This is a genomic window from Nocardiopsis dassonvillei (assembly GCF_964273065.1).
GTDB classification, from domain to species: Bacteria; Actinomycetota; Actinomycetes; order Streptosporangiales; family Streptosporangiaceae; genus Nocardiopsis; species Nocardiopsis dassonvillei_B.
The window spans coordinates 5,132,100-5,157,534 of record NZ_OZ186815.1 but is presented as its reverse complement, the minus strand read 5'-3'; the positions used below and the strand labels follow the sequence as shown (position 1 = coordinate 5,157,534).

Below are 25,435 nucleotides of genomic sequence, written 5' to 3'. Positions count from 1 at the left end.
CCGGTCGACCCCCTGTGCCGAGCCCGCCACATCACCGTCAACTGTGCCAGAGCCACCCTGAAGGCATGTGGCCGGCGTCCGATATCTCCCCTGTCATCGCAGGTGGAAGCAGGTTTCGGAGGGTTCCGGCCGGGGCCCCGCCGGCACCGGTCCCGGCACCGGGCGGTGCCCGGCGGCCCACCGGGCACCGGCCCGGAGCGGCCGGATCCGGCCACTTTCCCCGACGAAGCGTCACCCTCCGTGGCGGTACATGTGCGAGAGTGGCCGGGCTCCCTGCCCCCGGGTACCCACCGAGCATCCGAAGGAGACGACCCGCATGCGACGACGCACGTTCCTCACCGGTGCCACCGCCGCGGCAGGACTGGCCGCCCTGGGCGGCGCCGCGGACCCGCGCACCGCCCTGGCCGCCGGGGACCGCACCGCCCCCCGGGTCCTGGCCGAGACCGCCCCCGCCGGCCCCCGCGTCCGCACCGGGCGGCCGTTCGACGTGGTCACCGTCACCGGACGCCCCGGGGCCCGGGGCGCCATCCGATTCGAGACGCCCTCCGGCCCCGGCGCCTGGGAACCCCTCCACCTGCACACCGAGGGCCGCGAGGGCGAGGGCCCCGTGGGCTCCGCCCTGGTCCGCGCCCCCGAGGGCGCCACCGGGTACGAGGCCGACATCGAGGGGGACACCGCCGCCGTGAACCTGTTCGACGGGGAGGCCCTGCGCGTCGGCGGTCCGGCGCGGACCACGCTGTCCGCCGAGGGCGCCCGCTCCCCGGGCCTGCCCGCCCTGCGCCTGCGCACCCGCGCCGGGTGGGGCGCCGACGAGTCCTGGCGGTTCGACGAGGAGGGCACCGACCTGTGGCCGGCGGTGTTCCACCCGGTGCAGGCCATCACCGTGCACCACACCGCCATGGCGACCACCGGCGACCACGCCGCCGACGTACGCGCCGTGTACTACCTGCACGCCGTGGAACAGGCCTGGGGCGACATCGGCTACCACCTGCTCATCGACCCCGGGGGCACGGTCTACGAGGGCCGCCACTCCGGCGGGGACGGGGTCCCCGTCTTCTCCGGGCCCCCGCTGCCGGGCCGGGCCCGCTCCGTCACCGCGGGGCACGCCTTCGGCGTCAACCACGGCAACATCGGGGTGTGCCTGCTCGGGGACTTCACCGAAGCGCTGCCGACCCGGGCCGCCCAGGACTCCCTGGTCCGCGTGCTGCGCCTGCTGTGCGCGCTGACCGGGGTGGACCCCCTGGCCGCGATCGACTACACCCACCCCGACACCGGGGCCGTCACCCCCGGCCCGGCGCTGGGGCGGCACCGCGACTGGCTGTCCACCGAGTGCCCCGGCAACGCCTTCGCCGAGGTGTTCGACACCGCGATCCGCGACCGCGTCGCCCGCGGACCCGCCTGACCCCGCGGTCGGCGCCCCGCCGCGGGGCGCCGACCCCGTCGGGGCCGGTGGGGACCGCGGCCGTGTCTAGGCTTGTGGAACCGCGTCCTGTGAACCCGGGAGATCCCATGGCCTCCGTGCGCCCGCGCCCCGTCCTGCCCTCCGTCGTCCTGGAGACCGAGCGCCTGCGCCTGCGCGCGTTCATAGAGGACGACATCGAGGACGTGTACACCGCGTGCAACGACCCCTGCCTCCAGCGGTGGCTGCCCCTCCCCCGCCCAGGCGTCCCCTACACGCGCGCCGACGCCGAGCAGTGGTGCCGGGAGATCGCGCCCGGACTGCGCACCGGCGGGGAGGGCCAGCAGTGGGCCGTCACGGCGAAGGACGGCGGCCGGCTGGTCGGCGCGGTGGGGCTGATCCGCGTTCTGTGGCCCGCGATGAACAGCGAGATCGGCTACTGGGCGGCCCCCTGGGCGCGGGGCCGGGGCCACACCACCGAGGCGGTGGTCGCCGTGTCCCGCTGGGCCCTGGACCGGGGGTTCCAGCGGCTGGAGATCAAGGCGGCCACCGGCAACACGGCCTCGCGGCGGGTCGCGGAGAAGGCCGGATTCACCCTGGAGGGGGTGGAGCGCAGCGCCATGCCGCTGCACGGGGGCCGCTCCGACCTGGCCGTGTACGGGCTGGTCCCCGCCGACCTCGGCCGGGGCTGAGCCGCCCGGGCCCGGGCGGCTCCGGCGGTCGCCCCGGCCGGTGTCCCGTCACCCCCAGACCCGGGACAGCGACCAGGTCCCGGCGAGGGTGTCGTGGCGCAGTTCGTACACCCCCTCGGAGCCTGCGGCGCCCGCCTCCAGGCGCCAGTGCTCGCTGCGCGGGGCCAGGGGGCCGTGCGAGGGCCGCCACCCCTCCTGCGGCGTCACCCAGTGGTCCATGATCCGGCGCACGCCGTAGACCCTGCCGTTCCAGGTGAACCGGGCCGGCCGACCCCCGTCCTGCACGACCGTCACCTCTGTCCCGTAGTACCTTCCCACGACACTTCCCCTCGGCATCGACCCCTCCGGCCCCGGTTGTGCCCGCCCGCGGGGAAGATACGGACAGATGTTCGAACAAGTGTTCCCACAGTAGCGAAATCGGCCGACCCGTGGAACTGTTTCCCGAAGCTCGGCATCACCTCATGTGACCGACGAGAGCCACCCCCTGCGACGGGCGGCCCCGGGGCGGGGCCCGCCCGTCCGGAGACCGCGCGGCGTGTCGCCTCGGTACCCTGGCACCACCCCATCCCCGAACCATGCGAGGACCCTCCACCGTGATGTCGAACGGCCATCAGAGCGGCAGACCCCTGCGCGCGGGCGACCCCCGGGAACTCGATGGCTACCGCATCACCGCGCGCCTGGGTCGCGGCGGGATGGGCACCGTCTACCTCGCGGAGGACGCCTCCGGGCGGCCCGTCGCCGTCAAACTCATCCACCCCGACCTCGCCGACGACGAGTCGTTCCGGCTGCGGTTCGCCCGCGAGGTGGAGTCGGCCCGGCGCGTCGCCCGGTTCTCCACCGCCGGGGTCATCGACGCCCGCCTGGAGGGCGACACACTGTTCATCGTCTCCGAGTACGTCCCCGGGCCGAACCTGGACGAGGCGATCCGCCGGGGCGGTCCGATGTCGGGGGGCACCCTGGAGGGCCTGGCCATGGGCGTGGCCGCCGCGCTCACCGCCATCCACGGATCGGGGGTGATCCACCGCGACCTCAAGCCCGCCAACGTGCTGCTGTCCCCGGTGGGCCCCAAGGTCATCGACTTCGGGATCGCCCGCGCCCTGGATGATTCCGGCGGCGGGGTCACCCGGTCCAGCCAGCTCATGGGCACCCCCTCCTACATGGCCCCGGAGCTGCTGCTGGGCGAGCCGCCCACGGCCGCGGCCGACATCTTCGCCTGGGGCTGCCTGGTGGCCTTCGCGGGACTGGGCGAGGCGCCGTTCGACGCCGCGACCGTGCCCGCGGTCCTGCACAACATCACGTCGGCGCCGCCCCGGCTGGAGGGGCTGGACCCGGGCCTGTACGACCTGGTGGCCGCGGCCCTGGACAAGGACCCGTCCCGGCGGCCCACCTCTCAGCAGCTCCTGGCCCGCCTGACCGGCCAGGACGCGCCGGCCGAGTCCGAGGTGCGGCGCAGCATCAGCGACTCCTGGGAGGTGCCGACCGGCGTCCCGGTCCCGGGCGCACCGCCCGCCCCGACCACGCCCCCGCACGGGCAGACCCCGCCCGAGGGGGCCACCGCCCCCTTCCCCCAGGGAGGGGGCGGGCACGGGGGCGACACCGGCGCGGCCCCGACCCTGCCCTACCACCAGGGCCGCGAACAGCCCCGCTCCCCCGCCCACCAGGGCCCCGGCGGCCAGGTGCCGCCCACCCTCCACGAGCGGGCGCACCACGGGCCCTCCGGGCCCCAGCCCCCCGCCACCCATCGGATGCCCGCCGGATACGCCCCGCCGCCGCACGGGCAGCCCGCCCACGGCTTCCCGTCGGGTCCGGGCGGCCCCGGCGCCCCGGTACCGCCGAACGCCGGTGTGAACGGCGGGGCCGACGGCGGCGGCGCGGGCGACGGCGCACGGCGCAGGCGCCGACTGCTGCTCGCCCTCGGGGCGGGTGCGGGCGCTCTCGTGCTGATCGCCGGGATCGGCCCGGTGGTCCTGTCCAACCTGGAGCCCCGGCCTCCCTCGGAGGAGGACAACGAGATCGTCTCGATCTACAACACCGACTTCGCCTTCAACCCCGCGTGGAACACCTATTTCTACGACGCCGAGGAGGTCGAGGACGGTGCCCTGTACTGGGAGGAGCGCCGCGGCATGCTCCTCCGGCACCCCGAGCCCTCGGGCGACGACCCGAGCCGGGGCCTGGTCGTGCCGTTGGACCGCGAGGACGACATGCCCGACCGGGTGCTGGTCACCGCCAGTGCCTACGTGATCGAGGGGCCCGAGCAGGCGACCTTCGGCGTCCGCTGCTGGGACACCTCCGGTGAGGAGTACCGCACCCAGTACGAGGCCGCGGTGCGCTACGACGGGCAGCAGGCCGAGATCCGGCGGATGAGCGAGGAGGAGGGCGACCAGGTCCTCGAACGCACCAACGAGGTCCAGGGGTTCGAGCCCTACCCGCTGTTCGAGGAGAGCGCCAGGACGGACGGGTACGACCCCGGTTCCCCGTACGAGTTCGACCGGGACGAGGTCGTGGTCAACACGCTCGCCTTCACCTGCGAGTACGTCGAGGACGAGGGCGGCGAGGCGCACATGGAGCTGGCCCTGTGGGTGAACGGCGAGCACGCGGTGAGCGCCGTCGACTCCGACCCGCTGCCTGCGGAGGCCGAGGAGGTCGAGGACCGCCGGCGGATCGGGATGATGACCCGGTCGGGCCCCGGCCACCAGCCGATGGCGGTGCTCTACACCGATTTCTCGGTGCACGAGATCCTCGCGCAGGAGTGAGCGCGCCCCGGGGCGGGTGCCGCCGTGGCGCCGCCCCGGACGGCCTGGCATGATGCCGGGCATTCGCATTCGGCAAGGAGTGGAAGCATGCGCGCCATCGTCCTGGAGGAGACCGGCGGACCCGAGGTCCTGCGCGTCTCCGAGGTCGTCGACCCCGTACCCGGCCCCGGTGAGGTCCTCATCGACGTAGAGGCCCGCGGGGTCAACTTCATCGACATCTACCAGCGCAGCGGCCTGTACGACGTCCCGCTGCCCTTCGTCCCGGGGATGGAGGCCGCCGGTACGGTGACCGCCGTGGGTGAGGGGGTCGAGGACCTGTCCGTCGGCCGACGGGTGGGGTGGGCTATGGCGCCGGGCGCCTACGCCGACCGCGCCGTGGTCAAGGCCGCCCTGGTGGTGCCGGTGCCCGACAAAGTGTCCTCGGAGCAGGCCGCGGCCCTGCTGCTCCAGGGCATGACCGCCCACTACCTGGTGAATTCGGTGCACCCGGTGTCCGAGGGCGAGACCGTGCTGGTGCACGCGGCGGCCGGAGGTACCGGGCTGCTCGTCACGCAGCTCGCCAAGGAGAGGGGCGCCCGGGTGATCGGCACCGTCTCCTCGGAGGAGAAGGAGCGCATCGCCCGCGAGGCCGGCGCGGACGAGGTCGTCCGCTACACCCGGACCCCGGTGACCGAGGCGGTGCGCGACCTCACCGGCGGGGCGGGAGTTGCGGCCGTCTACGACGGCGTGGGCCGCGACACCTTCGACGCGAGCCTGGCCTCGCTGCGCCCGCGCGGTGTGCTGGCGCTGTTCGGGCAGTCCTCGGGCCCGGTGGAGCCGGTGGACCCGCAGCGGCTCAACGCCGCCGGTTCGGTGTACCTGACCCGGCCGTCGCTGGCGCACTTCGTGGCCGACCGCCAGGAGCTGCTGTGGCGGGCCGACGACCTGTTCTCCCTGGTGGGCGAGGGGCGGCTGGACGTGCGGATCGGCGGCCGGTACCCGCTGGCCGAGGCGGGCGCCGCCCAGGAGGCGCTGGCCTCGCGCCGGACCACGGGCAAGCTCCTCCTGACCTGACCCCGGGCCGCACGGTCCCGCGGTGCGGTCTCCGCTCGGCGGGCGCGACGCCGTTCGGGCCGGGGACCCCGTGCGCCGGCACCCGACGCGACGTCACCCGGCGCGGCACGACGGCACGGCGCCCAAGGCTCGCGTCCGGCGGGCGCGACGCCGTTCACCGCCGGAGGCGCCCCGCCTCCACCCAGCCCGCGGAACGAGAGGTCGTGGGAGCCGGTGGTGCCGGTGTCCCGGGCCCCGGCCCGGGGCCGGGAGGCCCGGGACACCCGGCGACGGCTGCGCCGCGGCTACCCCTCCCGGCGCGGGGGCGGGGCGGCCTCGGCACCGCGCGTACCCGCCACCCCGGCCCGGCGCACGTCGTCGCGGGCGTCCTCAACCGCCTGTCGGGCCGCCTCCGCGGCGTCCATGGCGGCCTGCGCCGACGCCGACCGCTCGGCCGGGTCGGGCCCGGAGATCTGGGCCGGTCCGCCCGTCCCGGCGTCCTCGTCCTTCTCGGTGGAGGGCCGCGAGCTCACCGCCTCCCCGGCGAAGGCGTGGCTGACGTTCTTGACCGCCTCGGTGAACTCGCCCGGGATGACCCAGAACGTGTTGCCCTCCCCGTTGGCCAGCTGCGGCAGGGTCTCCAGGTACTTGTAGGCCAGCAGCTTGGCGTCGGCGTTGTTGGCGTGCACCGCCTGGAAGACCCGCTCCACCGCCTGGGCCTCGCCGTCGGCCCGCAGGATCGCCGCCTGCTGGTCGCCCTGCGCCTCCAGGATCGCCTGCTGGCGTGCGCCCTCCGCCTTGAGGATGCGGGCCTGGCGCTCGCCCTCGGCGTGCAGGATGGCCGCGCGCTTGTCGCGGTCGGCCCGCATCTGCTTCTCCATCGCCTCCTTGATGGTGGGCGGCGGGTCGATGGCCTTGATCTCGACCCGGTTGACGCGGATGCCCCACTTGCCGGTGGTCTCGTCCAGGACGCCGCGCAGGCGGGTGTTGATCTCCTCGCGCGAGGTGAGGGTGCGCTCCAGGTCCATCGAGCCGATCACGTTGCGCAGTGTGGTGACGGTGAGCTGGTCTATGGCCTGGATGTAGTTGGCGACCTCGTACGCCGCGTCCTTGGGGTGGGTGATCTGGTAGTAGAGGACGGTGTCGATGTTGACGACCAGGTTGTCCTCGGTGATCACCGGCTGGGGACGCGAGGTGAACACGTGCTCGCGCAGGTCGAACCTGGTGTTGACGCGGTCCACGCCCGGGATGATGAAGTTCAGCCCGGGCCCGAGCGTCTTGATGTACCGGCCGAAGCGTTCGATGTTGTACGCCCGGGCCTGTGGGACGATGCGGATCGACGCCAGGGCGAGGCCCACGACGAGGATCGCGAGAATGATGAAGGGTATGACTGTTTCCGGCATGTTCGGTACCTGACCTCGGATCGTGTCTGCGGCGGTGCGCGCGGCCCCGGCCCGCCCCGCCCTCCCCGGCGGCCGGGCGACCGGCTCAGGGAAGGGCCTCGCGCGGGTAGACCACTGCGGTGGCGCCGTCGATCTCCATGACGTCGACGTGCGTGCCCACGGGGATCACCAGGTCCTCGTCGATACTGCGCGCCGACCACTCCTCCCCGGAGAGCTTGATCAGCCCCTTGTCCCGGTCCACCGGCTGGAGCACCACGGCGCTGCGCCCCACCAGCCCCTCGGCCCCCGAGCGCACCACGGGCCCGCCGGAGAGCTGGCGGCGCATGATCGGCCGCACCAGGTAGACCCCCGCGGCCGAGGCCGCGACGAACCCGATGATCTGTACCGCCACCGGGAGCCCGACGGCGCCGAGGAGGGCGGCGACCAGCGCCGCCGCGGCGAGCAGCCCCAGGACGAAGGTGAGGGTGAAGACCTCGACGGCCCCCAGGACGACGGCAAGGAGCAGCCAGACCAGCCAGGCGTCCATCGACCATCCTCCCGTTCGTGTTCCGGGTACTCCTTTGCTACCCACCCGAGCCTGACAAACCACACGATCCGCTTGCGAGTACGGGGATTTCGTATCCCGGTTCCGGTCGGCTCCGGCGATCCCCGGAGGATCCGGAACCCCGCGCGGGGTTCCGGTGCCCGGATGTCCCGGCGTCCGGCCCGGCCCCGGACACGGCGCGGCCCCCGGAGGCACCCGCTCAGGGCCGCCGGGGACCGCGCCGCCCGTCGCTACCGTCCGCCGGAGAACTGGTAGACGAGCTGGTAGGTGGGCCGGTTCTGCCAGGCGATCGGCCACATGTTGATACCGCCCACCGACTGGTGGATCACCGTGTCGGCGCACAGCTGTGCCCCGACGGCGCAGTGGGCGTCACCCGGGTAGACGTCGCCCGCCGGGGTGGCCACGGCCTCGGCGAGGGTGTCGAGCAGGACCGTGCGGCACTCCGACAGGTCGCCGCCGCCGCAGTAGGCGCCGTCGCCGAGCGGTCCCTCGACGTCGTGGCCCAGGACGGTGCGCAGGTCCTTGTCCACGTACGACCACCAGCCGTACTGGAAGGCGGAGCCGCGGTGGGGCTGCCCCTGGTTCACGCTGCCGGGTGTGCCGCCGCCGATGTTGCCCGAGGGCGACTCGTCGATCTGGGCGGCCCGGGTCAGCTCGGTGTACAGGTCCCCGCCCAGCTCGGGTTCGAACTGGGCCCGGACCAGGAGCGGCCACCAGGCGTCCAGGATCCGGATGGAGTCGGCGTAGGAGTAGTACCCGGCGTCGCGGAAGGGCTCGCGGCGCTGGGACCCCGCCGCGTTCCACTGCCGCAGGCCCTCGACCGCCGACGCCAGCGCGGGGTCGGTGACCTCCTCGGAGTCGATGACCTCCAGCAGCAGCGGCAGTACCTCCTGGGCGCGCAGGTCGGTGGTACCGGCCTCCATCATCACCCGGGTCAGGCTCGCGGTGGTGAACCGGTGCCCGTCCGCGACGAGCGCCGACACCCGGGTGTCCAGCAGGTCGCCTCGGTGGACCGAGCCGGTGGACCAGCCCGAGGTGTACCCCTGCGCGGGCTTGTTGTTCCAGTTGACGATGTAGTCGGGGTTCACCGCCTGCGGGTGCTCGCTCTTGGGGATGTGGGGGACGTCGTTGCCCTGCGGGTCCCAGTCGGTCCAGCCGGCGTCCGAGTAGGGGTCGATCGGCAGGTTGGGGTTGGTGCCCGGGTTCCGCTGCGGGTTGGCGCCGGAGTTGATGAACGCGATGTCCTCGTCGTCCACGTAGTGCCAGTTGAACGCGTATCCGATGTCCCCGGCGGCGTCGATGAACGCCTCCGCCGAGGTGATCTCGTCGGGGTCGTTGAAGCGCTGGAACCCGATGATGGAGTCCACCTCGTGCATGTAGGTGGAGCGCAGCGAGGTGAACGCGACCGGGACCCCGTCCGCCGTCGCGAACGACTGCACCAGCCCGTACTCGGACCGCAGCGAGGTGAGCGTGTAGCCGCCCGCCGGGGTGCCGTCGGCGACGGTGGGCTTCCACTCGTTGGTGACGCTCAGCTCCTCGAAGGGGGTGCAGTCCCCGGAGGAGTCGACGTAGGCGCGCGAGGCGGTGGTGGGCTCGGACCCGTCGGTCTCGCACAGGTGCACGGCGAAGGTGTCGGTGAGGTCCTGGCCCGCCGAGGTGGCGCTCCAGGCGTAGTCGACGCCGCGTCCCATCTGGACGTAGAAGCTCACCCCGGCGAAGGAGGCGCCGCGGGCGCTGATGCCCGGCCCCTGGAGCTCCTGGAGCAGGAGCAGCTGGGGTGAGAAGTAGGCGGTCTGCGGTCCCATGACGGCCACCGGATTGCCGCTCTCGGTGTGCTCTCCGGAGACGAGCAGGGCGTTGGACATCCCGTGCGGGTCGAGCAGGCCCTCGGGCAGCACCCCTTCGTTGAACACGCCCTCGGCGGCGGAGAGGTCGCCCTCCTCCACCATGGTGTCGAGCTCCTCCTGCTGCTCCCGGGTGAGGTCCTCGACCGTGAGCTCCTCCGCCCCGTCGGGCCCGGCCGTGGTGGCGGCGGAGGGTCCGGTGGGTTCGGCCGCCTGTCCGGAGGCCGCCGAGCCGTGCTCGTCGTGGACGATGTCGTAGTACTCCACCGAGCCCGGGTCGGGGCGGACCTCGCCCACCGGGTCGTCGGGGGTGCCGCTGTAGGGGAACTCGCCGGGGACGCTGACCAGGGCCTCGGGGTCGTTCTCCATGCGCCAGTCCTGCCAGAGGGCCAGGCCCTCCTCGGCGCCGTAGCGGTCCTGGAAGTTGGCCAGGACGATGGCGGACTGGACCTCCCCGCCACCGCCTCCGCCGAAGATGCCGCCGACCATGGCGGCGATGCCGACGACGTCGGTGACGGTGAAGGGCTCGATCTCACCCGCGTTGGTGATGGCGTCCTTGTGCCCGGTCAGGACGTACTCGCCGGGGAAGTAGCGGCCGCGGTCGGCCCGGCCGATGTAGGAGTTGACGCCTTCGAGGTAGTCCTCGACGTCGGCCAGGGCCTGTTCCCCGCGCCCGCCGGCGGCGGCGACCCGGTCGACCTGCGCCTGCTTGTCCTCCTCGGTGTAGGGCGCGGTGCGCCACAGGTCCTGTTCCAGGCCCCGGTTGCCCTCGGCGCCCCCCGCGAAGGAGGTGAGCTCGCCGCGGCCGACCCGGCGCAGCACGTCCATGAGGAAGAGCCGGTCCTCGGCGGCCGCGTATCCGGCGCCGAACATGGTGCCCTCGCGGGTGGTCCCCTCGATGTGGGGGATGCCGTGGTGGCGGTCGCGGGTGATCGTGACGTCGGAGCGCGGCTTGTAGCGGCGGCCCACGTCGCCCTCGGCCACGCCGAAGGTCGCGTCGAGGAAGAAGTCGTCGAGTCCGTCCTCGGTGAGGCCGTCGTAGTGGTGGACGAGGTTGTCGTACATGTCCAGCTGGCTGGACGAGAAACGGGGGCGGGTCCCGAAGGCCTGGTGCCCGAGGATCTCGACGAGGGTCGCGCTGCCGTTCTGGCCCGGCGGGAGGATGTCGTGGCATCCCGCGGGCGCGCAGTAGTCGGGGACGGGTTCGGCGAGGGCGGGCGCCGCCGGGAGCGCCGCGACGGTGGCGGCCGCGACCGCCAGAGCGACACCGGAGGCACCGGCGCGCAACCGCCTTCCGAGAGTGGGGGGAGAAGGGGGCATGTGCTGTCACCACCTGGGGGTGCGGGCGATGGTTCAGCGGCATGTTACGTACGGGTAGGTAAATCGCGAAAGAGATTCACGTTTGAGCGCCGCCCCCGACGCCGCACCGGCCCGCCCCTCCCGCGAACGGCATGTTTAAAGTGACCCACACCACATCCAGGGCGAACGCGGGGCGACCCGCCGAACAGGCGCCGTCACGGACGGTCCGCACCCTCGCGGAAGTGGCCACATCCGGCCAGGCCGCGTACTCCCTCCCCGCCGAGGTCGGGGCCGGGATCGCGTTCCGCGGACCCCCGCGCTTTGACACAATCAGCGCATGAACCCTTACTCCTCCCCCGAGGGCGACCCCTGGCAGCAGCCGCACCAGCAGCCGCCGCACGACCCGTCCGCGTGGAACCCCTCCGACGGGCACGGGGCGCTGGAGCCCTACGGCGGCCCGACCGGTGGTTACGCCCCCGTCCCCGCCGGCCCCACACCCGGCTCCTCGGACGAGCCCGTGCTCAGCACCATCGGGGACATCGCCATCACCCAGAACACCGTCATCACCCCCGGAGGGCGCTTCCCGATCCGGGGAACGGTGTGGACCGTCACCGACATGACCCGCACCGAGCGCTCCACGCCGGTCTGGGCCATCATCGTGGCGCTCCTGGTGTTCTGGTGGACCTGCCTGCTCGGCCTGCTCTTCCTGCTGGTCAAGGAAGAGAAGACCAGCGGACACGTCCAGGTCACCGTGCAGGGCCACGGCCACTACCACGCGGCCTCCATCCCCGCCTCCTACGCCGGGCTGTCCGCGCAGGTCAACCAGCAGGTCAACTACGCCCGCAGCCTCGCCGCCTGAGCCGGTCGCGGCCCGGCCCCCGGGGCGCCGGGCCGCGACCGGACCGCCTCACAGGGCGGTCACCGCCAGCGCACCCGCGCCCACCGCCCGGGACAGCCGGACGGCCCGCCGGATGTCCGCGACCCGCGGCGGCGGCCCGTCGCCCATGACGGGACGTGACTCCACCCGCTCCCCGTAGACGTTGGCCCCGCCCAGGGACAGCCCGAGCGCCCCGGCGAACGCGGCCTCGCACTGCCCGGCGTTCGGACTGGGGTGCCGGTCCCCGTCCCGCCGCCACACCCGCCACGCCCGACCGGCGTCCCCGCCGACCAGGGGCGCCGCGGCGACCGCGAGCAGCGCGGTGAGGCGTGCGGGCGCCCAGCCGGCCAGGTCGTCCAGCCGGGCCGCGGGCGCACCGAACCTGCGGTACCGCGCGTTCCGGTGGCCGACCATGGCGTCCAGCGTGTTCACCGCCCGGAAGCCGGCGAGTCCGGCGGTCCCCGCCAGCGCACCCCACACCAGGGGGCCGACCACGGCGTCGGAGGTGTTCTCGGCGACCGACTCCACGACGGCCCGCGCGATCTCCCGCTCCCCCAGCCCCTCCGGGTTCCGCCCGCACAGCCGCGGCAGCAGTTCCCGGGCCAGCTCCAGGTCCCCGTCCTCCAGGGCCCGGGCCACCCCCTCCGCCTCCCGGCACAGCATGGAGCCGCCCAGCACCGCCCAGGTGACCGCGGCGGTCGCGGACTCCCCGCCCCGCCCGGCCAGGAGCCCCAGCCCGGCCGCCGGCAGGACGGCCCCGGCGGTGAACGCCGCGCCGGCGACCGCCGAGTCCCGGTACACACGCCGTTCCCACCAGCCCGCGGCACGCCCGAACACCGCCACGGGGTGCCCCCTCCGGGGGTCACGCACCAGCAGGTCCAGCAGGTAGCCCGCCGCCATTCCTCGAGATCGCACCGCACCACGGTAGCGACTCCGGGATCCGACACACTCCAGATGGCTACGCAGAGTGATATATAGGCACTTGTAGTTACGGAGAGTGAGGATTTCCGATGTACGTCCTGGCCTGGACAGCCGTTCTCATCGGACAATGGTGGCACTTCTGACCAGGGGGCACCGGGAGTTCGCGAAACACCAGCGGGGCTGCGGCACACCGGGGGTTAATCACCGGTAACGTGGTGCGCGAGGCCCATAGCGACCGGTTTGACAGAGCGCGCGTGGTAACGAGTGTCAACTACGAATCACCGTAGTTGGTGAGGCTTTGCCCACCTGTGGGCGAGATCTTCCAAATACCCTAGAATGTCTGCCCGGGAGACCGCGCCGCGAGCCGACCGCTCGACCGGAGCCCTCCCGCACCACCCCGGCCGCACCCCGGGTCACAACGTGGTCACGACCCGCCACCGCGGTCCACAATTGAACCGAGCACCCGTAGCTCAGTGGATAGAGCACCGGACTTCTAATCCGATGGCCGCAGGTTCGAATCCTGCCGGGTGCGCCACAAAACCCCAGTTCACAGGGGTTACACGAGGACCTCGCAAGAGGTCCTCACCGCGTTCCGGGCCCCTGCGTGCTCCCCAGTACAAGTCCCCGTACAAGGCGCCCCCACCTCCGGAGCACTCTGCCGTCCCCCGTACGGCTTGCCTGGGATGGTCCCGTGTCCGCTCACCGACGCCCCACAGCCGCCGCACCACCGGTCATCCCCGGTCCGTCCCCGCCGGTGGCAGCCCACCGGCCGAATGCGGACACTCAGTGGAGCCTCTTACCCCACGGGGCCCGACGCACCACAATCAGACGGAGCGAACACAGGGCCCGCGACCCCGGCACACGGTCGCCCGGCATGCCGACCGCCCATCGAGCCGGCTCCGCCGCTCCCTGGAGAGGCACTGCCCCGCCTCCCCGAACAGCACGACCCCCGAACCCCGTCATGAAAGCAACCCCGTGGAATCCCTCCGCCCCACCGACCCGCCCCGCATCGGCCCCTACCACCTCGTCTCGCGTCTGGGCGCCGGCGGCATGGGCCAGGTCTACCTCGCACGCACCCCCTCCGGGCGCCGCCTGGTCGTCAAGGTCATCCGCCCCGACCTCACCGGGCAAGAGGGCTTCCGTGCCCGGTTCGCGCGTGAGGCCGACGCCGCCCGCAGGGTCGGCGGCTTCCACACCGCCCAGGTCGTGGACGCCGACCCCGACGCCGACGCTCCGTGGATCGCCACCGCCCACATCCCCGGCCCCAGCCTGGGACAGGCGGTCCGCGAGTACGGCCCCATCACCCCGCCCGCCCTCTACGTCCTGGCCACGGGACTGGCCGAGGGCCTGCAGGCCATCCACGCCTGCGGCCTGGTCCACCGCGACCTCAAACCGGCCAACATCATCCTGGCCGATGACGGCCCCCGCATCATCGACTTCGGCATCGCCCGCCCCCTGGACGCCGACAGCATGACCACCCGCGGCGCGGTCTTCGGCACCCTGCCCTACATGTCCCCCGAACAGACCGAGGGCTCCCGCGTGGGCCCGGCCTCGGACATGTTCTCCCTCGGCACCGTGCTCGCCTACGCCGCCACCGGCACCAACCCCTTCCAGGGGGCCACCATGGCCGAGACCCTGCGCCGCCTCATCAGCCCGCCCCCGCATCCCGGGGAGTTCGACCCGGACCTGGGGGCCCTCGTCATCGAGTGCTGGAACCACGACCCCGACCGGCGGCCCACACCCGAACGAATACTGACGCGGTTCGAGAAAGTCGACCTCCACGACTCCTGGCCCTCATTCGACACCGATACGGAAATCCGCTCCGCACCGATGAGCGCCCCTCCATCACCTACGGAGACTCCGCTCCGAGCACAGGCCGGACCGGCACGGAGCCCCTACCCCGCCACCGAACCGGTCGGCCCCGTGCTCTCCAGCGAGATCCAGGAACCCACCCATATCCGCGACGGGAACGGCCTGCCCCAGTCCCGAATACCCGCCTCCCCCCAGGGACCGTCCCCCGACACCGAACCCCGGAAGTCGAACGCGAAGCTCTGGATGGTCGGGCTCCTGGCGACAACAGCCGTCTTCACCGTTCTCGCCGTGTTCCTGTGGAACACGTTCACACCCGGCAGGCTGACTCTCGCCAGGCATGGCGGTGTCGTGCATACAGTGGCGTTCAGTCCCGACGGGACCACCCTCGCCACCGGCGGCGGCGAAAGAAACGGCACTGCGCGCCTATGGGATGTGGACACCGGAGAACACCTCACCACCCTCACCCACAACGACTATGTGGAATCCGTGTCATTCAGTCCCGACGGAGCCGCTCTCGCCACCGGCGGCGGCAACGATAATGGTGCGGCACGCTTGTGGGACGTGGGCGCCGGAGAAATCTCCACCCTCACCGACCACCAGAGCTACGTGTATTCGGTGGCGTTCAGCCCTGACGGCGCCGCCCTCGCCACCGGCGGCACCGATGGCACCGCACGACTGTGGAACGCCGACACCGGAGAACACATCACCACACTCACCGGCCACAACGGAGCCGTCCAATCAGTGGCCTTCAGCCCCGACAGCACCACCCTCGCCACCGGCAGCACCGACCACACCGCACGACTGTGGAACGCCGACACCGGCGAGCACCTCGCCACACTCACCGGCCACATGGACAACGTGTGGGCCGTCGCGTTCAGCCCTGAGGGCGCCCTTCTCGCCACCGGCGGTGCCGACGGCACCGCACGACTGTGGAACGCCGACACCGGAGAACACATCACCACACTCACCGGCCACAACGGAGCCGTCCAATCAGTGGCCTTCAGCCCCAACGGCACCACCCTCGCCACCGGCGGTGCCGACCACACCGCACGACTGTGGAACGCCGACACCGGAGAACACATCACCACACTCACCGGCCACAACGGAGCCGTCCGATCAGTGGCCTTCAGCCCCAACGGCACCACCCTCGCCACCGGTGGTGCCGACGGCACCGCACGGCTGTGGAACGTGGGCTGAGCATCGGATGTACCGAGTCTCGAACCGGCCCCGAGGAAACGGGCCCTGCCCCAGGGAGCCTTTGATCCGGCGGCCGACCGGCTCCGCGCGCGAGGAGGCCCCAGGCCGGGCGGAGTGAACCCGCCCTACCGCTTCGGTGATGCGACGGAACCGGCCACCGACCTGCCCCGGATGCCGGCCCGCCCCGTCCTGGCGGGAGAACACCGGCCCGCTGTCCGTCCAGGAGGCCCGGCTCGGAGGCACTGCTCGTTCTGGAACCCCCTGCACCTCCAGGATCCTGATCGTGTCGGCTCCCACGGTGCTCGTCTCCCGAGCGGGCCGGACGACCTGGAGGCGGATGCCGGTCTGTCCGTCCACGAGCCGGGTGTCGGCCCAGGGCGGCCCCACCGCCTCACCACGGCGCAGCCCCTTGACGGCGATGGGGTGGAGCATCGGGGACAGCCGCGTGCACCTCCTCGCGTGGTGCAGGAAGGTACAGGTCTGCTCCACCGTCCACACCACCGGCCGGGAACCCCGGGCCGTCCTCCGAGCGCGACCCCTGCACGGGGCCGGGGCCGGCGGTCCCTCACGCACCGCGGTGTTCGACTCCGCCCGCAGGGTGGCGCGGATCCTGGGGTCGCCTGCGTTTTCCGGAGTCGTCGGTGCCCGGTAGCTTCATGACATGGGTGACGTGGCCGCCGCAGAGCCGCGTCTCACCGGCGGGGTCGGCTTTGAGGAGCTACCGAAGATGTTCCAGGGGCCGACACGGTATGTGCCCACCGTGAATGGCGCGACGGTGCGCGGCCTGGTCTATCCCCGGCGGTCCCTGGTCCTGGTCGCCGGGGTACCCGGGGCCGGGAAGAGCACCCTCCTGCGGCGGCTGTTCGGGCTCCGCGGGGACGAGCAGCGGACCGTGCTCACCGCGGAGGGCGTGCGGGTGGTCGACTCGCTGCAGTCGCGCTACCGGCTGGGACCGCTGCTCGGTCGGATCCCCTACCCGCTGTGGCGCTGGGTGGTGCACGTCCTGCACCTGGTCCGGATGGCCGCGGCGCTGCGCGGCGGCCCGGTGGTGCTGCACGAGTGCGGGACCCGGAGCCCGGTCCGCGTGCTGCTCGCCCTGCTCTGCCGGCTCCGCCGGTACGAGATGCACGTGCTGATGATCGACGCCACTCCGCAGGAGGCCCGGAACGGGCAGGACTCCCGGGGGAGGCGGGTGACCGAGCGCAGCCACCGGGCGCATTCGCGGCGCTGGCGACGTCTGCGCGCGGCCATCCGGCACGGTCCGGCGGCGTTCGCGCCGGGCGCGCGCACTCTGCTCGCACTCGACCGGCGCCGGGCACAGGAGCTGGCCTGGATCCGTTTCGGTCCCCCGGGTGCTCCATGTGTGCTCCCCGGCGCGAGTCCCCGGGTAAGGTGGTCCCCGCCTCCGGAGCACTCTGCCGCCCCGTGACCGGGTCGCGCTGCCTCGGGGCGGCCGCACCTATCCACCAGCGCTCTCATCAGCACGGATCGCGCCCTCTCCCGCAACCGGAGTCCGCGCAGAAGGGCCTGTGCGGCCGACCGCCTCCCGGCCGGGCGGGACGGGACCCTCTGCCGAACAGGGCTGTCACCGACCGGCGCTGGTCTTCCCGGACCGAGGCGACCTCCACGAGCAAGGCTCCCCCATGTCCCATGAGACCCCCGCCGCCAAGCGCGCCCGACTCCTCGACGCCTTCCCGGAGCTGCACCGGTACGGCGCCCCCGCCCTCCTGCTCCACCCCCATCTGGCGGACCCGAGGCCGCAGGACAGCTCCGTCGGCGGCCCGCTCCTGTGGCCCTCCGACGAGCCCTGGCCCACCTGCGACCTCATCCACCACACCTTCAGCCTCACCGACGGATCGGCCGAGGAGCGGCCCGAGGAGCCCGTCGCCCTGCACCCGGTGCTCCAGCTCTTCGCACGCGACCTCCCCGAAGGGCACTCCCTTCCCGGCAACGCAGAACTGCTGCACGTCCTGTGGTGCCCCAACGACCACCCCGAACCACCGGACGCGGACGGCCACGGCCACACCCCCTGGCTCACCCTGCGCCTCCGCCAGAGCCTCGAAGGGCTCTCCCCCCTGCGGGAACAGCCCCGCCCGCACACCTGGGACCGGCACTACGAGCTGCCTCCCTGCGCGCTCGCCATCGAGGAGATCACCGACTACCCCACCGACGAGGAACTCCCCGAAGAACTCGCCGAACGCATCCGGGAATGGGAGGACGACGTTCCCCAGACCGGGCATGTGATCCCCAAACCCAGCTACTTCTACGACGTCGCCCACCGGCGCGGCATGAAGCTCGGCGGGTTCCAGCGGTGGAGCCTGACCGATGCCTTCCCCGTCGAATGCGACTGCGGATCCCCCACGGAGTACCTGTTCCAGATCCAGAGCATGGAGGCGGGCGGCCTGGAGGGGCTCGTCATCGGCCGCGGGTACTCGCTCGGCGTCCACGTCTGTCAGAAGTCCCTGGCACACCCCCACCGCACGGTCATGCAATAGATGCGCCACAGCTCCCGGAACAGCCCACGGCCGTTTCCCGGCGGGCCGCTCGCGGCCGGGAGACCTTGAGCCGGAGAGCCCCGGTTCCGGTTCACCGGCCGGACCGCCGCCGGGTCGCAGTGGTCCGGGCAGGCCAACAGGTAGACCTCGTTGCCCGGGAACAGCACACAGGCGTCGTCGGCGATGCCGTCGGGCTGCTCCGGCGCTCCAGGGCGGGTGGCGAACTTCGTGTTCTCCGGTATCCGGCAGAGGTACACCGGCACGGCGCCACAGGCGCACCGGTAGGGCTCGGGCTCCTGTGCCCACGACGGTGCACCGCCGACCTTGAACGGCCCCGCCCCCTCGGATCGGGGGTGTCCGTGAAAGGCCGCAGTGTCGGTTCCCGGGCGAGCAGGGACGGCTCGGCCGACTCCGTCGTCTGTTCCCGGGCCTCGGTGGCGGTGGAGGCAGGGCGGCGGAACATGAGGGGCGCCCCGTCCGGGGCCTCTTGGCGGGCCGCGGACCACGGGCCGCCGGGACGCGGCAGGGCCCGGGGGCGAACGGGCCCGCCCCGACCGATGGGAGGGCTGTGGGGCCGCGGCCCCCGGGTGGAGGGACCTGTCTACTGCGGGGCCAGGGGGCTGGCGAGGAGCAGCCCGGCTCCCGTGGCCGTGCCCGCGCCGATGCCGTTCAGGCACAGGTCCTGGAGCGCGTCGCTGTCCCGGACCACGGCCTCCCCCGTGAAGTGGTACCGGGCGGGCCTGCCGCCCAGGCGCTTCCACTTCGCCGAGGTGACGTCCACCGCGCCCGCGAGCTTGGCGTCCAGCCAGTCCCCGAACCCCTCCTCCGGCACGGGGACCCGCTTGCCGCGCGGGCGCGGGCTCCCCTCCGCGTCGCCTGCCCCGCGCTGCGCGGTGGGCGCCGTGATGAGCTCCCAGCGGATGCTCTCGCCCTCGGTGTAACGCGGCATCGGGTGGATCGCGGCGGAGGTCGCGCCGGGGATCTTCCCCCAGGCGGGGGCGGTGTCGGAGCTGACCACCAGTGTGCTCGGCGAGGTGCGTGCCCACAGCACCCGGGCGTCGGAGGCGGGGTCGGGGTCGACCGCTCTGCGTACGGCCCGCCCCATGGCCTCCCACTGGTCCATGCCGGTGCTGCGCTGGGGGTCGAGGTTGATGCGGGCCAGGTACAAGGATCTCCTCCAGGGTGTCCCGCGGGAGCGGGGCTCGTGTTCGGCCACGGGCCGTCGGGGGTCTCCCCCGCCCGAGGTGGAGTTCTCACTGTACGAGGCGCCGCGACCCGTATCGGCCCGGTGTGCGAACGTGCCGTCCGCGGGGTGGTCCGGGGCCGCCGGGAAACGGGATCGGCCTGCCTGTGCCGCGCTCTCCCGCCGGGGTGCGCGCCGGGCGGGGGTCCCCGGTGGTGCCCGCCCGGCCTCCTGCCGGTGAGGCGGGTGGCCGGAACGGTGGACGGTCCTCCGCCCCGTCCGGGCCCCGGCCGGAGGGGGCGGCGCGGGAGGCGACCGCCGTCGGCCCGCGCCCGGCCCCATCCGCCGGGGCCCGGGGCGGGAGGGGCAGGGCGCCGAGGCGGACACCGGGCAACGGGCCTGCGGTGCCCGGGCCGTGGTGGGCCTGCCTGTGCCCGGGGCCGTGTTCGCGGCCATGGAGGTCCGGCGGGGGCAGGGGCGTCGTCCCCGCGTAGGCACCGTGCACGGGACCGGGTCCGGGCGGGTGACGGGGCGGCGGGCTCCACCGGGCCGGGCCGCGCGGCCCGGCCCGGCGGCCGGGGGTCAGGGTCGGACCGCGAGTGCCTCGACCTCGAACAGCACGTCGGGCGCGGCCAGGGCCGCGACACCGACGAGGGTCTGCGCGGGCGGTTCCGTGCCCCAGAGCTCCCGCACGGCCCCGGCGATCGGCCCGAGCCTGTCGACGTCGTGGTTCACCACGTACGTCCTGAGCTGGACGACGTGCTCGAACCCGAGCCCGTGGGCGGCGAGGGCGACACCGATGTTGTGGAAGGTCCGCTTCACCTGCTCGGCGAAATCGGCCGAGACGACCGCGCCGTCCGGGTCCGAGCCGTACTGGCCCGCGATGAGCACCAGTTCCGCGCCCGCGGGGATCGCGGCGGTGTGGCTGTAGCCGAACGGGACCGGGTCGTGCAGGCCGTCCGGATTGACGATGGCGTGCGTCATGGGGGTCCTTGGGGTCGTAGGTGTCTTGAACCGGGGTCCCCGGCGCCCGGAGGGGCCGGGTGCGGCCGATGAGGGTTCCGCCCCGGGTGACACGGGAGGACCGGAGGTCCGGTCGGTTCGACCGGGCCGTCGGACGACCTCCCGTGTGCGGTGGGGAGAGCCTCCCAACGAATCACGACACCCTGTGTCGTGTTTATCGGTAGATTCCTGCCATGCGCGCTGATCGGTTGGTCTCCCTGGTGCTGCTGCTGCGCCAGCGCGGCCGGCTGTCCGCGGCGACGCTGGCCCGTGAGCTGGAGGTGTCGACCCGCACCGTGCTCCGCGACGTCGAGGCGCTGTCCGCGGCCGGGGTGCCGGTCTACGCCGAACGCGGCAGGCACGGCGGTTTCGCGCTGCTGCCCGGTTTCAGGACCGAGCTCACCGGGCTGAACCACGACGAGGCGCTGGCCCTGCTGATCGCCGGGTCGCGGCGCGGCGCGCAGACGTTCGGCCTGGGCTCGGCACTCGCCTCGGCCATGCTCAAGGTGATCGACGCGCTGCCCGAAAGCCACCGGGGCGCCGCGGCCGGTGTGGCCGAGCGGTTGCTCATCGACCCCGAGACCGACCTGCTCGCGCGCCGGGTGGCCGCCGAGGAGGCACCGGACGCCGTCATGGCCGAGGTCCGCCGCGCGGTGCTCGCCGGGCACCGGCTGCGCATCCGCTACGCCGCCGCGGACCGGCCCCCGGCATGGCGCACCGTGGATCCGGTCGGCCTGGTCACCGTACGCGAGCGGGGCTACCTGTTGGCGGTGAGGTCGGGTGAGGACCGCACCTACCGGCTGTCCCGGATCTCGGCGGCGGAGGAGCTCGACGAGCCCGCCCGGCGGCCGGACCGGGTCGACCTGGGCCGGGTCTGGCAGGAGCGCGGCACTCGGTTCCGGACCGGCGGCGACCTGGTCACCGCGCTGGTGCTGGTGGATCCGGCGCGGCGGGAGGAGCTGGCGGGCACCGCGGTGGCCGTGTTCTCCGAAGAGGCCGGAGCGGACGGGCGGCTGCGGCTGGAGGCGGCCTTCCAGGACGCCCGGCACGCCGAGTGGGCGCTGTGGCAGCTCGGCACGGACGCGGAGGCGCTGGCCCCGCAGTGGCTGCGCACCTCCCTGCGCGACCGCGCCGCCGCGGTCGCCGCCCGCTACGGGGCCTCACCCTGAGGGGCTTCCGGGCGGGCGCTCACCCGGGAGGACCAGGTCGGTGCACAGCGCCATGATCGACCGTTCTGCACTCCTTGTGGCGGTACGCAACTACGCATAGCATCGCCCCGACCCCACCGGGTCACCGATCACATCAGCACCCCTACCCCCGGGAGCCCCCGCATGCTGAGACGTATCCTCACCCCCCTCCTGATCGCGCTGAGCGCACTGGCCCTGACGCTGGTGGGCGCGGCACCGGCCACCGCCGCGCCCGCGGAACCGGTGCAGCCGCTGCGCCAGACCGTCCTGTACTACGACACCGGGCAGGCGGCGGAGTACACCTCCGCCGTCCGCGCGGCCGTGAACGTGTGGAACTCCAGCGTCTCCAACGTCCGCCTGGAGCCGGTCCCCGCCGGGCGGCGCGCCGAGATCCGCGTCATCGCCGACGACGGCTGGCCCCGCGCCCACCTGGGGCCGGTGCGCCCGGGCGGGCAGGTCACCGTCTGGATGGGCCGTCAGGGCACCGCGGCGGGCTACAACGCGGTGCGCATCGCCGCGCACGAGCTCGGCCACAGCCTGGGCCTGCCCGACGCCAAGCCCGGACCGTGCTCGTCGCTCATGTCGGGCTCCACCGGCGGCGTGAGCTGCACCAACGCCTACCCCAACGCCTCCGAGCGCTCGCGGGTCGAGGCCAACTACGGCGGCGGCCTGGCCGGTCAGCGCGCCACCGACGGGCAGATCCTGGTCGACCGCGCCTGACCGGGCGCACCGGCTCCGCAGCCCACGGCCTTCGGCGCCGGCCCGCATCCACGGGTCGGCGCCGGGGCGGCCGGGCGGGCCCGGTCGATTCGGGCCTGCTCGGGGCGTGCGGGCCCGGCGGCCGGGGCGCGCCCGCGGTGAGGCGGCACGGCCGGGCCGCGGGCCGGCACCGTCCTGCAGGCCGGCCATGCGCACCGTGTTCGTGTTCCCCACCGCCCGACGGGCCGAGGTCCTCGCGGCGCCCGACCGGCACCGGCCCGCACCCGGCGGTCCCCGGGGCCTGTGGGAGGGGCTCGACGTGGACGTCGACGACGAGGAGACGGGCCGGCTCTTCCACGGCTGGGAGCCCGAGGAGGTGGCGGCCGTCGACACCGCTCTCGGGCTCCACCCCTCCTGGGCTCTCCAGGTGGTGGACGTCTCCGGTCGCATCGACGGCACCGCCGAGGTCCACCGCATGGTCGCGCCGCTGCTCGAGCGCGGGGCGTGGCGTGCGACGACCACTCCTCGCACGCGTGGACCCTGCCGGAGATCCAGGCCGGGGCCGTCGTCGGCGGCCTGCGGTTCTTCGGCTTCCGTGCGCGCGGACTCCGCCGCGGGCAGGCGCCTCCCCGAGTCAGCGCCCGCCCGCGCCCCAGGCCGGCACCCCGCCCGCGCGGTGCCCTGCCGGCCCCGCCCGGTCAGGCCGGAGCGGTCGCCTCGATCGCCCCCCAGGAGAGGTCGCCCAGGTGGGGTTCGACCACGGCGGCCTCGGCGAGCAGCGTGTCCGTCGCCCGATCGCCCATCTCGGCGCGCAGTTCCGGTTCGTGGCGGCGGATGGAGGCGTAGAGCCCGCCCCACGCCTCCCTCTCACCGGGAAGCTCGTGGCGCGGTCCCGGAAGAAGACCTGCCGAGAGCAGGGGACCGGACCACGTCGAGGCACCGTCGTCGCCCAGAGCCCCGGTCGGTTCGGCGGCGGTGAAGAGCAGCCGGCCGCCCGGGCGCAGGAGGCGCCGCACCTCCCGCAGGGCGGCGTCCGGGTCGGGGGCCAGGGCCAGCGCGTCGACGCTGATCACCGTGTCGGCGAGGCCCTCGGGCAGCCCGGTGTCGGCGAAGGTGCCCCGGTGGAACTCGGCGCGGCCGGGCGGCAGCCAGGCGGGCGCCCGGTTCCGGGCGATCTCCAGGGCCGCCGCCGACCAGTCGACGCCGACCAGGCGGGCACCGGTCGCCCAGCCCAGCCACAGGCCCGGGCCGCCCAGGCCGCAGCCGAGGTCGACCACCGTGGAACCGGGCGCGGGGCGCAGCACCGCGACCATGGTCCCGAGAAGCCGCCAGGGGCAGCCGCTGGAGGGCCCGACCTCGCTCGGGTACTGCTCTCCCCAGGCCCGCGCCCACAGAGCGGTGAGCAGCGGACTCCCGGCCTGGGCCGTGAACCGGGCGTCGAAGGCCTCCGGGGTCATCTGCGGCATCCCGCCCCCCTCGTCGTCGTCGACGTTCCGGTGTTCCTCGGACATGCGCTTCCTCTTTCGTCAGGGGGTCGGTTCCCGTCAGGGGCCGGTCCGGGTCCGAGTCCGGCACGGCGGGCGCACCCCGGGAGCGGGCCGCCGGATCCGCGCCCGGGCCGGCCGCCGCGGAGCGGGGACCGCGCCACCGGACCGGGCCGCCGGGGCCGTGGCGGCGGGGACGACAGGGGACCGCGCCGCCGCGTTCGCCCTGCTCCGGGACCGGCGGAACCGAAGGGCGGGGGCGACGGCGGTCCTCCGGAAGGCCGACCTACCGTGGGGGCATGACGAAATACGCGCGGATGTACCGACTCGGATTCACCCCGTGGGAACGTTACGGCGCCGCGGGCGGAGCGCAGCTGGGCGGTCTGCTCGACCGCGAGACCAAGCAGCGCCCGGACGGGCCCGGGCGGGCCCTGGACCTGGGATGCGGCCGCGGCCAGTTCACCCCCGAGCTGGCCCGGCGCGGCTGGGAGGCGGTGGGCGTCGACTTCGTGCCGGAGGCGGTCGAGGCCGCCCGGAAGAGGGGACCGGCGGAGATCACCTACGTCGTCGGGGACGTGACCGACCTGCCCGCGGCCGGGCTGGGCGCGTTCGACCTCTTCCTCGACATCGGCTGCTTCCAGGGTCTGGAACCGGAGCAGCGGGCCGCGGAGGGGCGGGGCGTGACTGAGCTGGCGGCACCCGGGGCCGTCCTGCTGATGCTCGCCTTCGGACCGTCCAGGTACCGGCGGCTCGTCGAGGGGGTGTCGCAGGCGGAGGTCGAGGCGGCGTTCCCGGGGTGGGACCTCCTCTCGGCGGAGGACGCCGACCCCGCCGGCCTGGGGTGGCCGATGAACCGGACCTCGCCGAAGTGGTACCGGTTCCGCCGCGCCGCCGCCTGACGGAGACCGGTCGGCGGAGCGGGTGAGGAGCGCACCGGCCGGGTACCGTCCCCCGCCGCCTCCCCTGATCCGCCCGGGCACTCCGGGCCGCGCCCCCGCCCGTGCCCTCAGCCCAGGGCCCCCTGCACCATCCTGATCAGCTCCTCCACGTCGGCCTCGACCATCGGCCGGCCGCTGATGCCCAGGCGGTGGAGCAGGGTCCCCGCGATCACGTCGACGATGAGCAGGATCCTCTGCTCCGGCTCGTTCAGCGCCTCCCGGAGTACGGCGAGGTAGGGCGCCTGGAAACGAGCGGTCAGGATCTCGCGCAGGCCCGGATCGTTGATGGCCTCGCTGAACACCCCTGCGAACGCGGCGCCCACCCCGGGCTCGCCGATCTTGGCGGCGGCCCAGCGGACGGCCGTCTCCAGCATCGCGTCCCGGGTGTCACCCTCCAGCGGCACCACGCCGATCGCGTCGAGCAGGCAGTCCACGATCAGCGCGCCCTTGGATGGCCACCGGCGGTAGAGCGTCGTCTTGGCGACCCCCGCCGCGGCCGCGATGCGGTCCATCGTGGCACCCGCGTAGCCCAGTTCCCGCACCGAGTCCAGGGTGGCCGCGAAGACGGTCGCGTTCAGGTCCGAGCGAGGACGTCCGGCCGGAGTGGATTTCTGCACGGGGTCAGGCTATCTTGCCAATTACGCTACTCGAAGTAGCGTAATTGACGAGAGGAC

Annotated in this window: 20 protein-coding genes and 1 tRNA gene; 12 read left to right on the top strand and 9 right to left on the bottom strand. The window is 73.7% G+C overall.

What is annotated here, in order from left to right:
* Positions 1-316 precede the first annotated feature (316 nt).
* On the top strand, positions 317-1,402 hold the full coding sequence (locus ACSUPR_RS23080; RefSeq protein WP_436886818.1) for a peptidoglycan recognition protein family protein: 1,086 nt from the start codon (positions 317-319) through the stop codon (positions 1,400-1,402).
* 107 nt (positions 1,403-1,509) lie between these two features.
* The gene (locus ACSUPR_RS23075; protein WP_436886817.1) at positions 1,510-2,091 is read left to right on the top strand and encodes a GNAT family N-acetyltransferase; all 582 of its coding nucleotides are present in this window, start codon (positions 1,510-1,512) and stop codon (positions 2,089-2,091) included.
* Between the two features lie 48 nt (positions 2,092-2,139).
* On the opposite strand, the gene ACSUPR_RS23070 is transcribed toward ACSUPR_RS23075, so the two are convergent.
* Positions 2,140-2,427 (bottom strand): DUF6504 family protein, encoded by a 288-nt coding sequence (locus ACSUPR_RS23070; protein WP_436886816.1) that lies wholly within the window; start codon positions 2,425-2,427, stop codon positions 2,140-2,142.
* A 260-nt stretch (positions 2,428-2,687) separates the two neighbouring features.
* On the opposite strand from ACSUPR_RS23070, the gene ACSUPR_RS23065 reads away from it, so the two are divergent.
* Both ACSUPR_RS23065 and ACSUPR_RS23060 read left to right on the top strand, forming a co-directional pair.
* Complete coding sequence (locus tag ACSUPR_RS23065; protein WP_436886815.1) at positions 2,688-4,844, top strand: serine/threonine-protein kinase; 2,157 nt, start codon at positions 2,688-2,690, stop codon at positions 4,842-4,844.
* 87 nt (positions 4,845-4,931) lie between these two features.
* Positions 4,932-5,897, top strand: coding sequence for a quinone oxidoreductase family protein (locus tag ACSUPR_RS23060; RefSeq protein ID WP_436886814.1), 966 nt, complete (start codon positions 4,932-4,934; stop codon positions 5,895-5,897).
* Positions 5,898-6,181: 284 nt separating this feature from the next.
* Here the strand turns inward: ACSUPR_RS23060 and ACSUPR_RS23055 are convergent, their stop codons facing one another.
* The 3 genes from ACSUPR_RS23055 to ACSUPR_RS23045 form a co-directional block, all read right to left on the bottom strand.
* Positions 6,182-7,279, bottom strand: coding sequence for an SPFH domain-containing protein (locus ACSUPR_RS23055; RefSeq protein ID WP_436886813.1), 1,098 nt, complete (start codon positions 7,277-7,279; stop codon positions 6,182-6,184).
* Between the two features lie 85 nt (positions 7,280-7,364).
* Positions 7,365-7,805 (bottom strand): NfeD family protein, encoded by a 441-nt coding sequence (locus tag ACSUPR_RS23050; RefSeq protein ID WP_436886812.1) that lies wholly within the window; start codon positions 7,803-7,805, stop codon positions 7,365-7,367.
* A gap of 248 nt (positions 7,806-8,053) precedes the next feature.
* Positions 8,054-10,987 carry a penicillin acylase family protein gene (locus ACSUPR_RS23045; protein WP_436886811.1) on the bottom strand — a complete coding sequence of 978 codons (2,934 nt, stop codon included), beginning with the start codon at positions 10,985-10,987 and terminating at the stop codon, positions 8,054-8,056.
* Between the two features lie 316 nt (positions 10,988-11,303).
* Between ACSUPR_RS23045 and ACSUPR_RS23040 the strand changes: the two genes are divergently transcribed.
* Entirely contained in the window at positions 11,304-11,825 is a 522-nt protein-coding gene (locus ACSUPR_RS23040) for a hypothetical protein (protein ID WP_436886810.1), read from the top strand.
* A gap of 48 nt (positions 11,826-11,873) precedes the next feature.
* On the opposite strand, the gene ACSUPR_RS23035 is transcribed toward ACSUPR_RS23040, so the two are convergent.
* Positions 11,874-12,743 (bottom strand): cobalamin biosynthesis protein, encoded by an 870-nt coding sequence (locus ACSUPR_RS23035; RefSeq protein WP_436892106.1) that lies wholly within the window; start codon positions 12,741-12,743, stop codon positions 11,874-11,876.
* A 480-nt stretch (positions 12,744-13,223) separates the two neighbouring features.
* Here ACSUPR_RS23035 and ACSUPR_RS23030 point away from each other — a divergent pair.
* From ACSUPR_RS23030 to ACSUPR_RS23015, 4 genes are all read left to right on the top strand, one after another.
* Positions 13,224-13,299: transfer RNA gene (locus ACSUPR_RS23030), tRNA-Arg, on the top strand.
* A gap of 440 nt (positions 13,300-13,739) precedes the next feature.
* Complete coding sequence (locus ACSUPR_RS23025) at positions 13,740-15,773, top strand: WD40 repeat domain-containing serine/threonine protein kinase (protein ID WP_436886809.1); 2,034 nt, start codon at positions 13,740-13,742, stop codon at positions 15,771-15,773.
* Positions 15,774-16,500: 727 nt separating this feature from the next.
* Positions 16,501-17,202 (top strand): AAA family ATPase, encoded by a 702-nt coding sequence (locus ACSUPR_RS23020; protein ID WP_436892105.1) that lies wholly within the window; start codon positions 16,501-16,503, stop codon positions 17,200-17,202.
* Positions 17,203-17,416: 214 nt separating this feature from the next.
* The gene (locus ACSUPR_RS23015) at positions 17,417-18,268 is read left to right on the top strand and encodes a hypothetical protein (protein WP_436886808.1); all 852 of its coding nucleotides are present in this window, start codon (positions 17,417-17,419) and stop codon (positions 18,266-18,268) included.
* Between the two features lie 601 nt (positions 18,269-18,869).
* On the opposite strand, the gene ACSUPR_RS23010 is transcribed toward ACSUPR_RS23015, so the two are convergent.
* A complete protein-coding gene (locus ACSUPR_RS23010) occupies positions 18,870-19,436 on the bottom strand; it encodes a type I-E CRISPR-associated protein Cas6/Cse3/CasE (RefSeq protein WP_436886807.1) in 567 nt (188 codons plus the stop codon).
* A 597-nt stretch (positions 19,437-20,033) separates the two neighbouring features.
* Positions 20,034-20,435 carry a RidA family protein gene (locus ACSUPR_RS23005; protein WP_436886806.1) on the bottom strand — a complete coding sequence of 134 codons (402 nt, stop codon included), beginning with the start codon at positions 20,433-20,435 and terminating at the stop codon, positions 20,034-20,036.
* 212 nt (positions 20,436-20,647) lie between these two features.
* Here ACSUPR_RS23005 and ACSUPR_RS23000 point away from each other — a divergent pair, with 212 nt between their 5' ends.
* Together ACSUPR_RS23000 and ACSUPR_RS22995 are read left to right on the top strand one after the other, a co-directional pair.
* On the top strand, positions 20,648-21,622 hold the full coding sequence (locus ACSUPR_RS23000) for a helix-turn-helix transcriptional regulator (RefSeq protein WP_436886804.1): 975 nt from the start codon (positions 20,648-20,650) through the stop codon (positions 21,620-21,622).
* A 162-nt stretch (positions 21,623-21,784) separates the two neighbouring features.
* Entirely contained in the window at positions 21,785-22,360 is a 576-nt protein-coding gene (locus tag ACSUPR_RS22995) for a snapalysin family zinc-dependent metalloprotease (protein WP_436886802.1), read from the top strand.
* A 677-nt stretch (positions 22,361-23,037) separates the two neighbouring features.
* Here the strand turns inward: ACSUPR_RS22995 and ACSUPR_RS22990 are convergent.
* Positions 23,038-23,850 carry a class I SAM-dependent methyltransferase gene (locus ACSUPR_RS22990; RefSeq protein ID WP_436886800.1) on the bottom strand — a complete coding sequence of 271 codons (813 nt, stop codon included), beginning with the start codon at positions 23,848-23,850 and terminating at the stop codon, positions 23,038-23,040.
* A 272-nt stretch (positions 23,851-24,122) separates the two neighbouring features.
* Here ACSUPR_RS22990 and ACSUPR_RS22985 point away from each other — a divergent pair, with 272 nt between their 5' ends.
* Positions 24,123-24,722 carry a class I SAM-dependent methyltransferase gene (locus ACSUPR_RS22985; protein ID WP_436886799.1) on the top strand — a complete coding sequence of 200 codons (600 nt, stop codon included), beginning with the start codon at positions 24,123-24,125 and terminating at the stop codon, positions 24,720-24,722.
* Positions 24,723-24,829: 107 nt separating this feature from the next.
* Here ACSUPR_RS22985 and ACSUPR_RS22980 read toward each other — a convergent pair whose 3' ends face one another.
* Positions 24,830-25,378: a TetR/AcrR family transcriptional regulator gene (locus ACSUPR_RS22980; RefSeq protein ID WP_436886797.1), complete on the bottom strand. Its 549-nt coding sequence runs from the start codon at positions 25,376-25,378 to the stop codon at positions 24,830-24,832.
* Between the last annotated feature and the right edge of the window lie 57 nt (positions 25,379-25,435).

Excerpts from the sequence above, each read along its gene's own strand:
- ACSUPR_RS23000 (WP_436886804.1), top strand. The coding sequence starts at position 20,648 with ATGCGCGCTGATCGGTTGGTCTCCCTGGTGCTGCTGCTGCGCCAGCGC.
- ACSUPR_RS23040 (WP_436886810.1), top strand. The coding sequence starts at position 11,304 with ATGAACCCTTACTCCTCCCCCGAGGGCGACCCCTGGCAGCAGCCGCAC.
- ACSUPR_RS23055 (WP_436886813.1), bottom strand. The coding sequence starts at position 7,279 with ATGCCGGAAACAGTCATACCCTTCATCATTCTCGCGATCCTCGTCGTG.
- ACSUPR_RS23035 (WP_436892106.1), bottom strand. The coding sequence starts at position 12,743 with ATGGCGGCGGGCTACCTGCTGGACCTGCTGGTGCGTGACCCCCGGAGG.
- ACSUPR_RS23070 (WP_436886816.1), bottom strand. The coding sequence starts at position 2,427 with ATGCCGAGGGGAAGTGTCGTGGGAAGGTACTACGGGACAGAGGTGACG.
- ACSUPR_RS23005 (WP_436886806.1), bottom strand. The coding sequence starts at position 20,435 with ATGACGCACGCCATCGTCAATCCGGACGGCCTGCACGACCCGGTCCCG.
- ACSUPR_RS23060 (WP_436886814.1), top strand. The coding sequence starts at position 4,932 with ATGCGCGCCATCGTCCTGGAGGAGACCGGCGGACCCGAGGTCCTGCGC.
- ACSUPR_RS23080 (WP_436886818.1), top strand. The coding sequence starts at position 317 with ATGCGACGACGCACGTTCCTCACCGGTGCCACCGCCGCGGCAGGACTG.
- ACSUPR_RS22985 (WP_436886799.1), top strand. The coding sequence starts at position 24,123 with ATGACGAAATACGCGCGGATGTACCGACTCGGATTCACCCCGTGGGAA.
- ACSUPR_RS22995 (WP_436886802.1), top strand. The coding sequence starts at position 21,785 with ATGCTGAGACGTATCCTCACCCCCCTCCTGATCGCGCTGAGCGCACTG.
- ACSUPR_RS23065 (WP_436886815.1), top strand. The coding sequence starts at position 2,688 with ATGTCGAACGGCCATCAGAGCGGCAGACCCCTGCGCGCGGGCGACCCC.
- ACSUPR_RS22990 (WP_436886800.1), bottom strand. The coding sequence starts at position 23,850 with ATGTCCGAGGAACACCGGAACGTCGACGACGACGAGGGGGGCGGGATG.
- ACSUPR_RS23045 (WP_436886811.1), bottom strand. The coding sequence starts at position 10,987 with ATGCCCCCTTCTCCCCCCACTCTCGGAAGGCGGTTGCGCGCCGGTGCC.
- ACSUPR_RS23015 (WP_436886808.1), top strand. The coding sequence starts at position 17,417 with ATGTCCCATGAGACCCCCGCCGCCAAGCGCGCCCGACTCCTCGACGCC.
- ACSUPR_RS23075 (WP_436886817.1), top strand. The coding sequence starts at position 1,510 with ATGGCCTCCGTGCGCCCGCGCCCCGTCCTGCCCTCCGTCGTCCTGGAG.
- ACSUPR_RS23050 (WP_436886812.1), bottom strand. The coding sequence starts at position 7,805 with ATGGACGCCTGGCTGGTCTGGCTGCTCCTTGCCGTCGTCCTGGGGGCC.
- ACSUPR_RS23020 (WP_436892105.1), top strand. The coding sequence starts at position 16,501 with ATGTTCCAGGGGCCGACACGGTATGTGCCCACCGTGAATGGCGCGACG.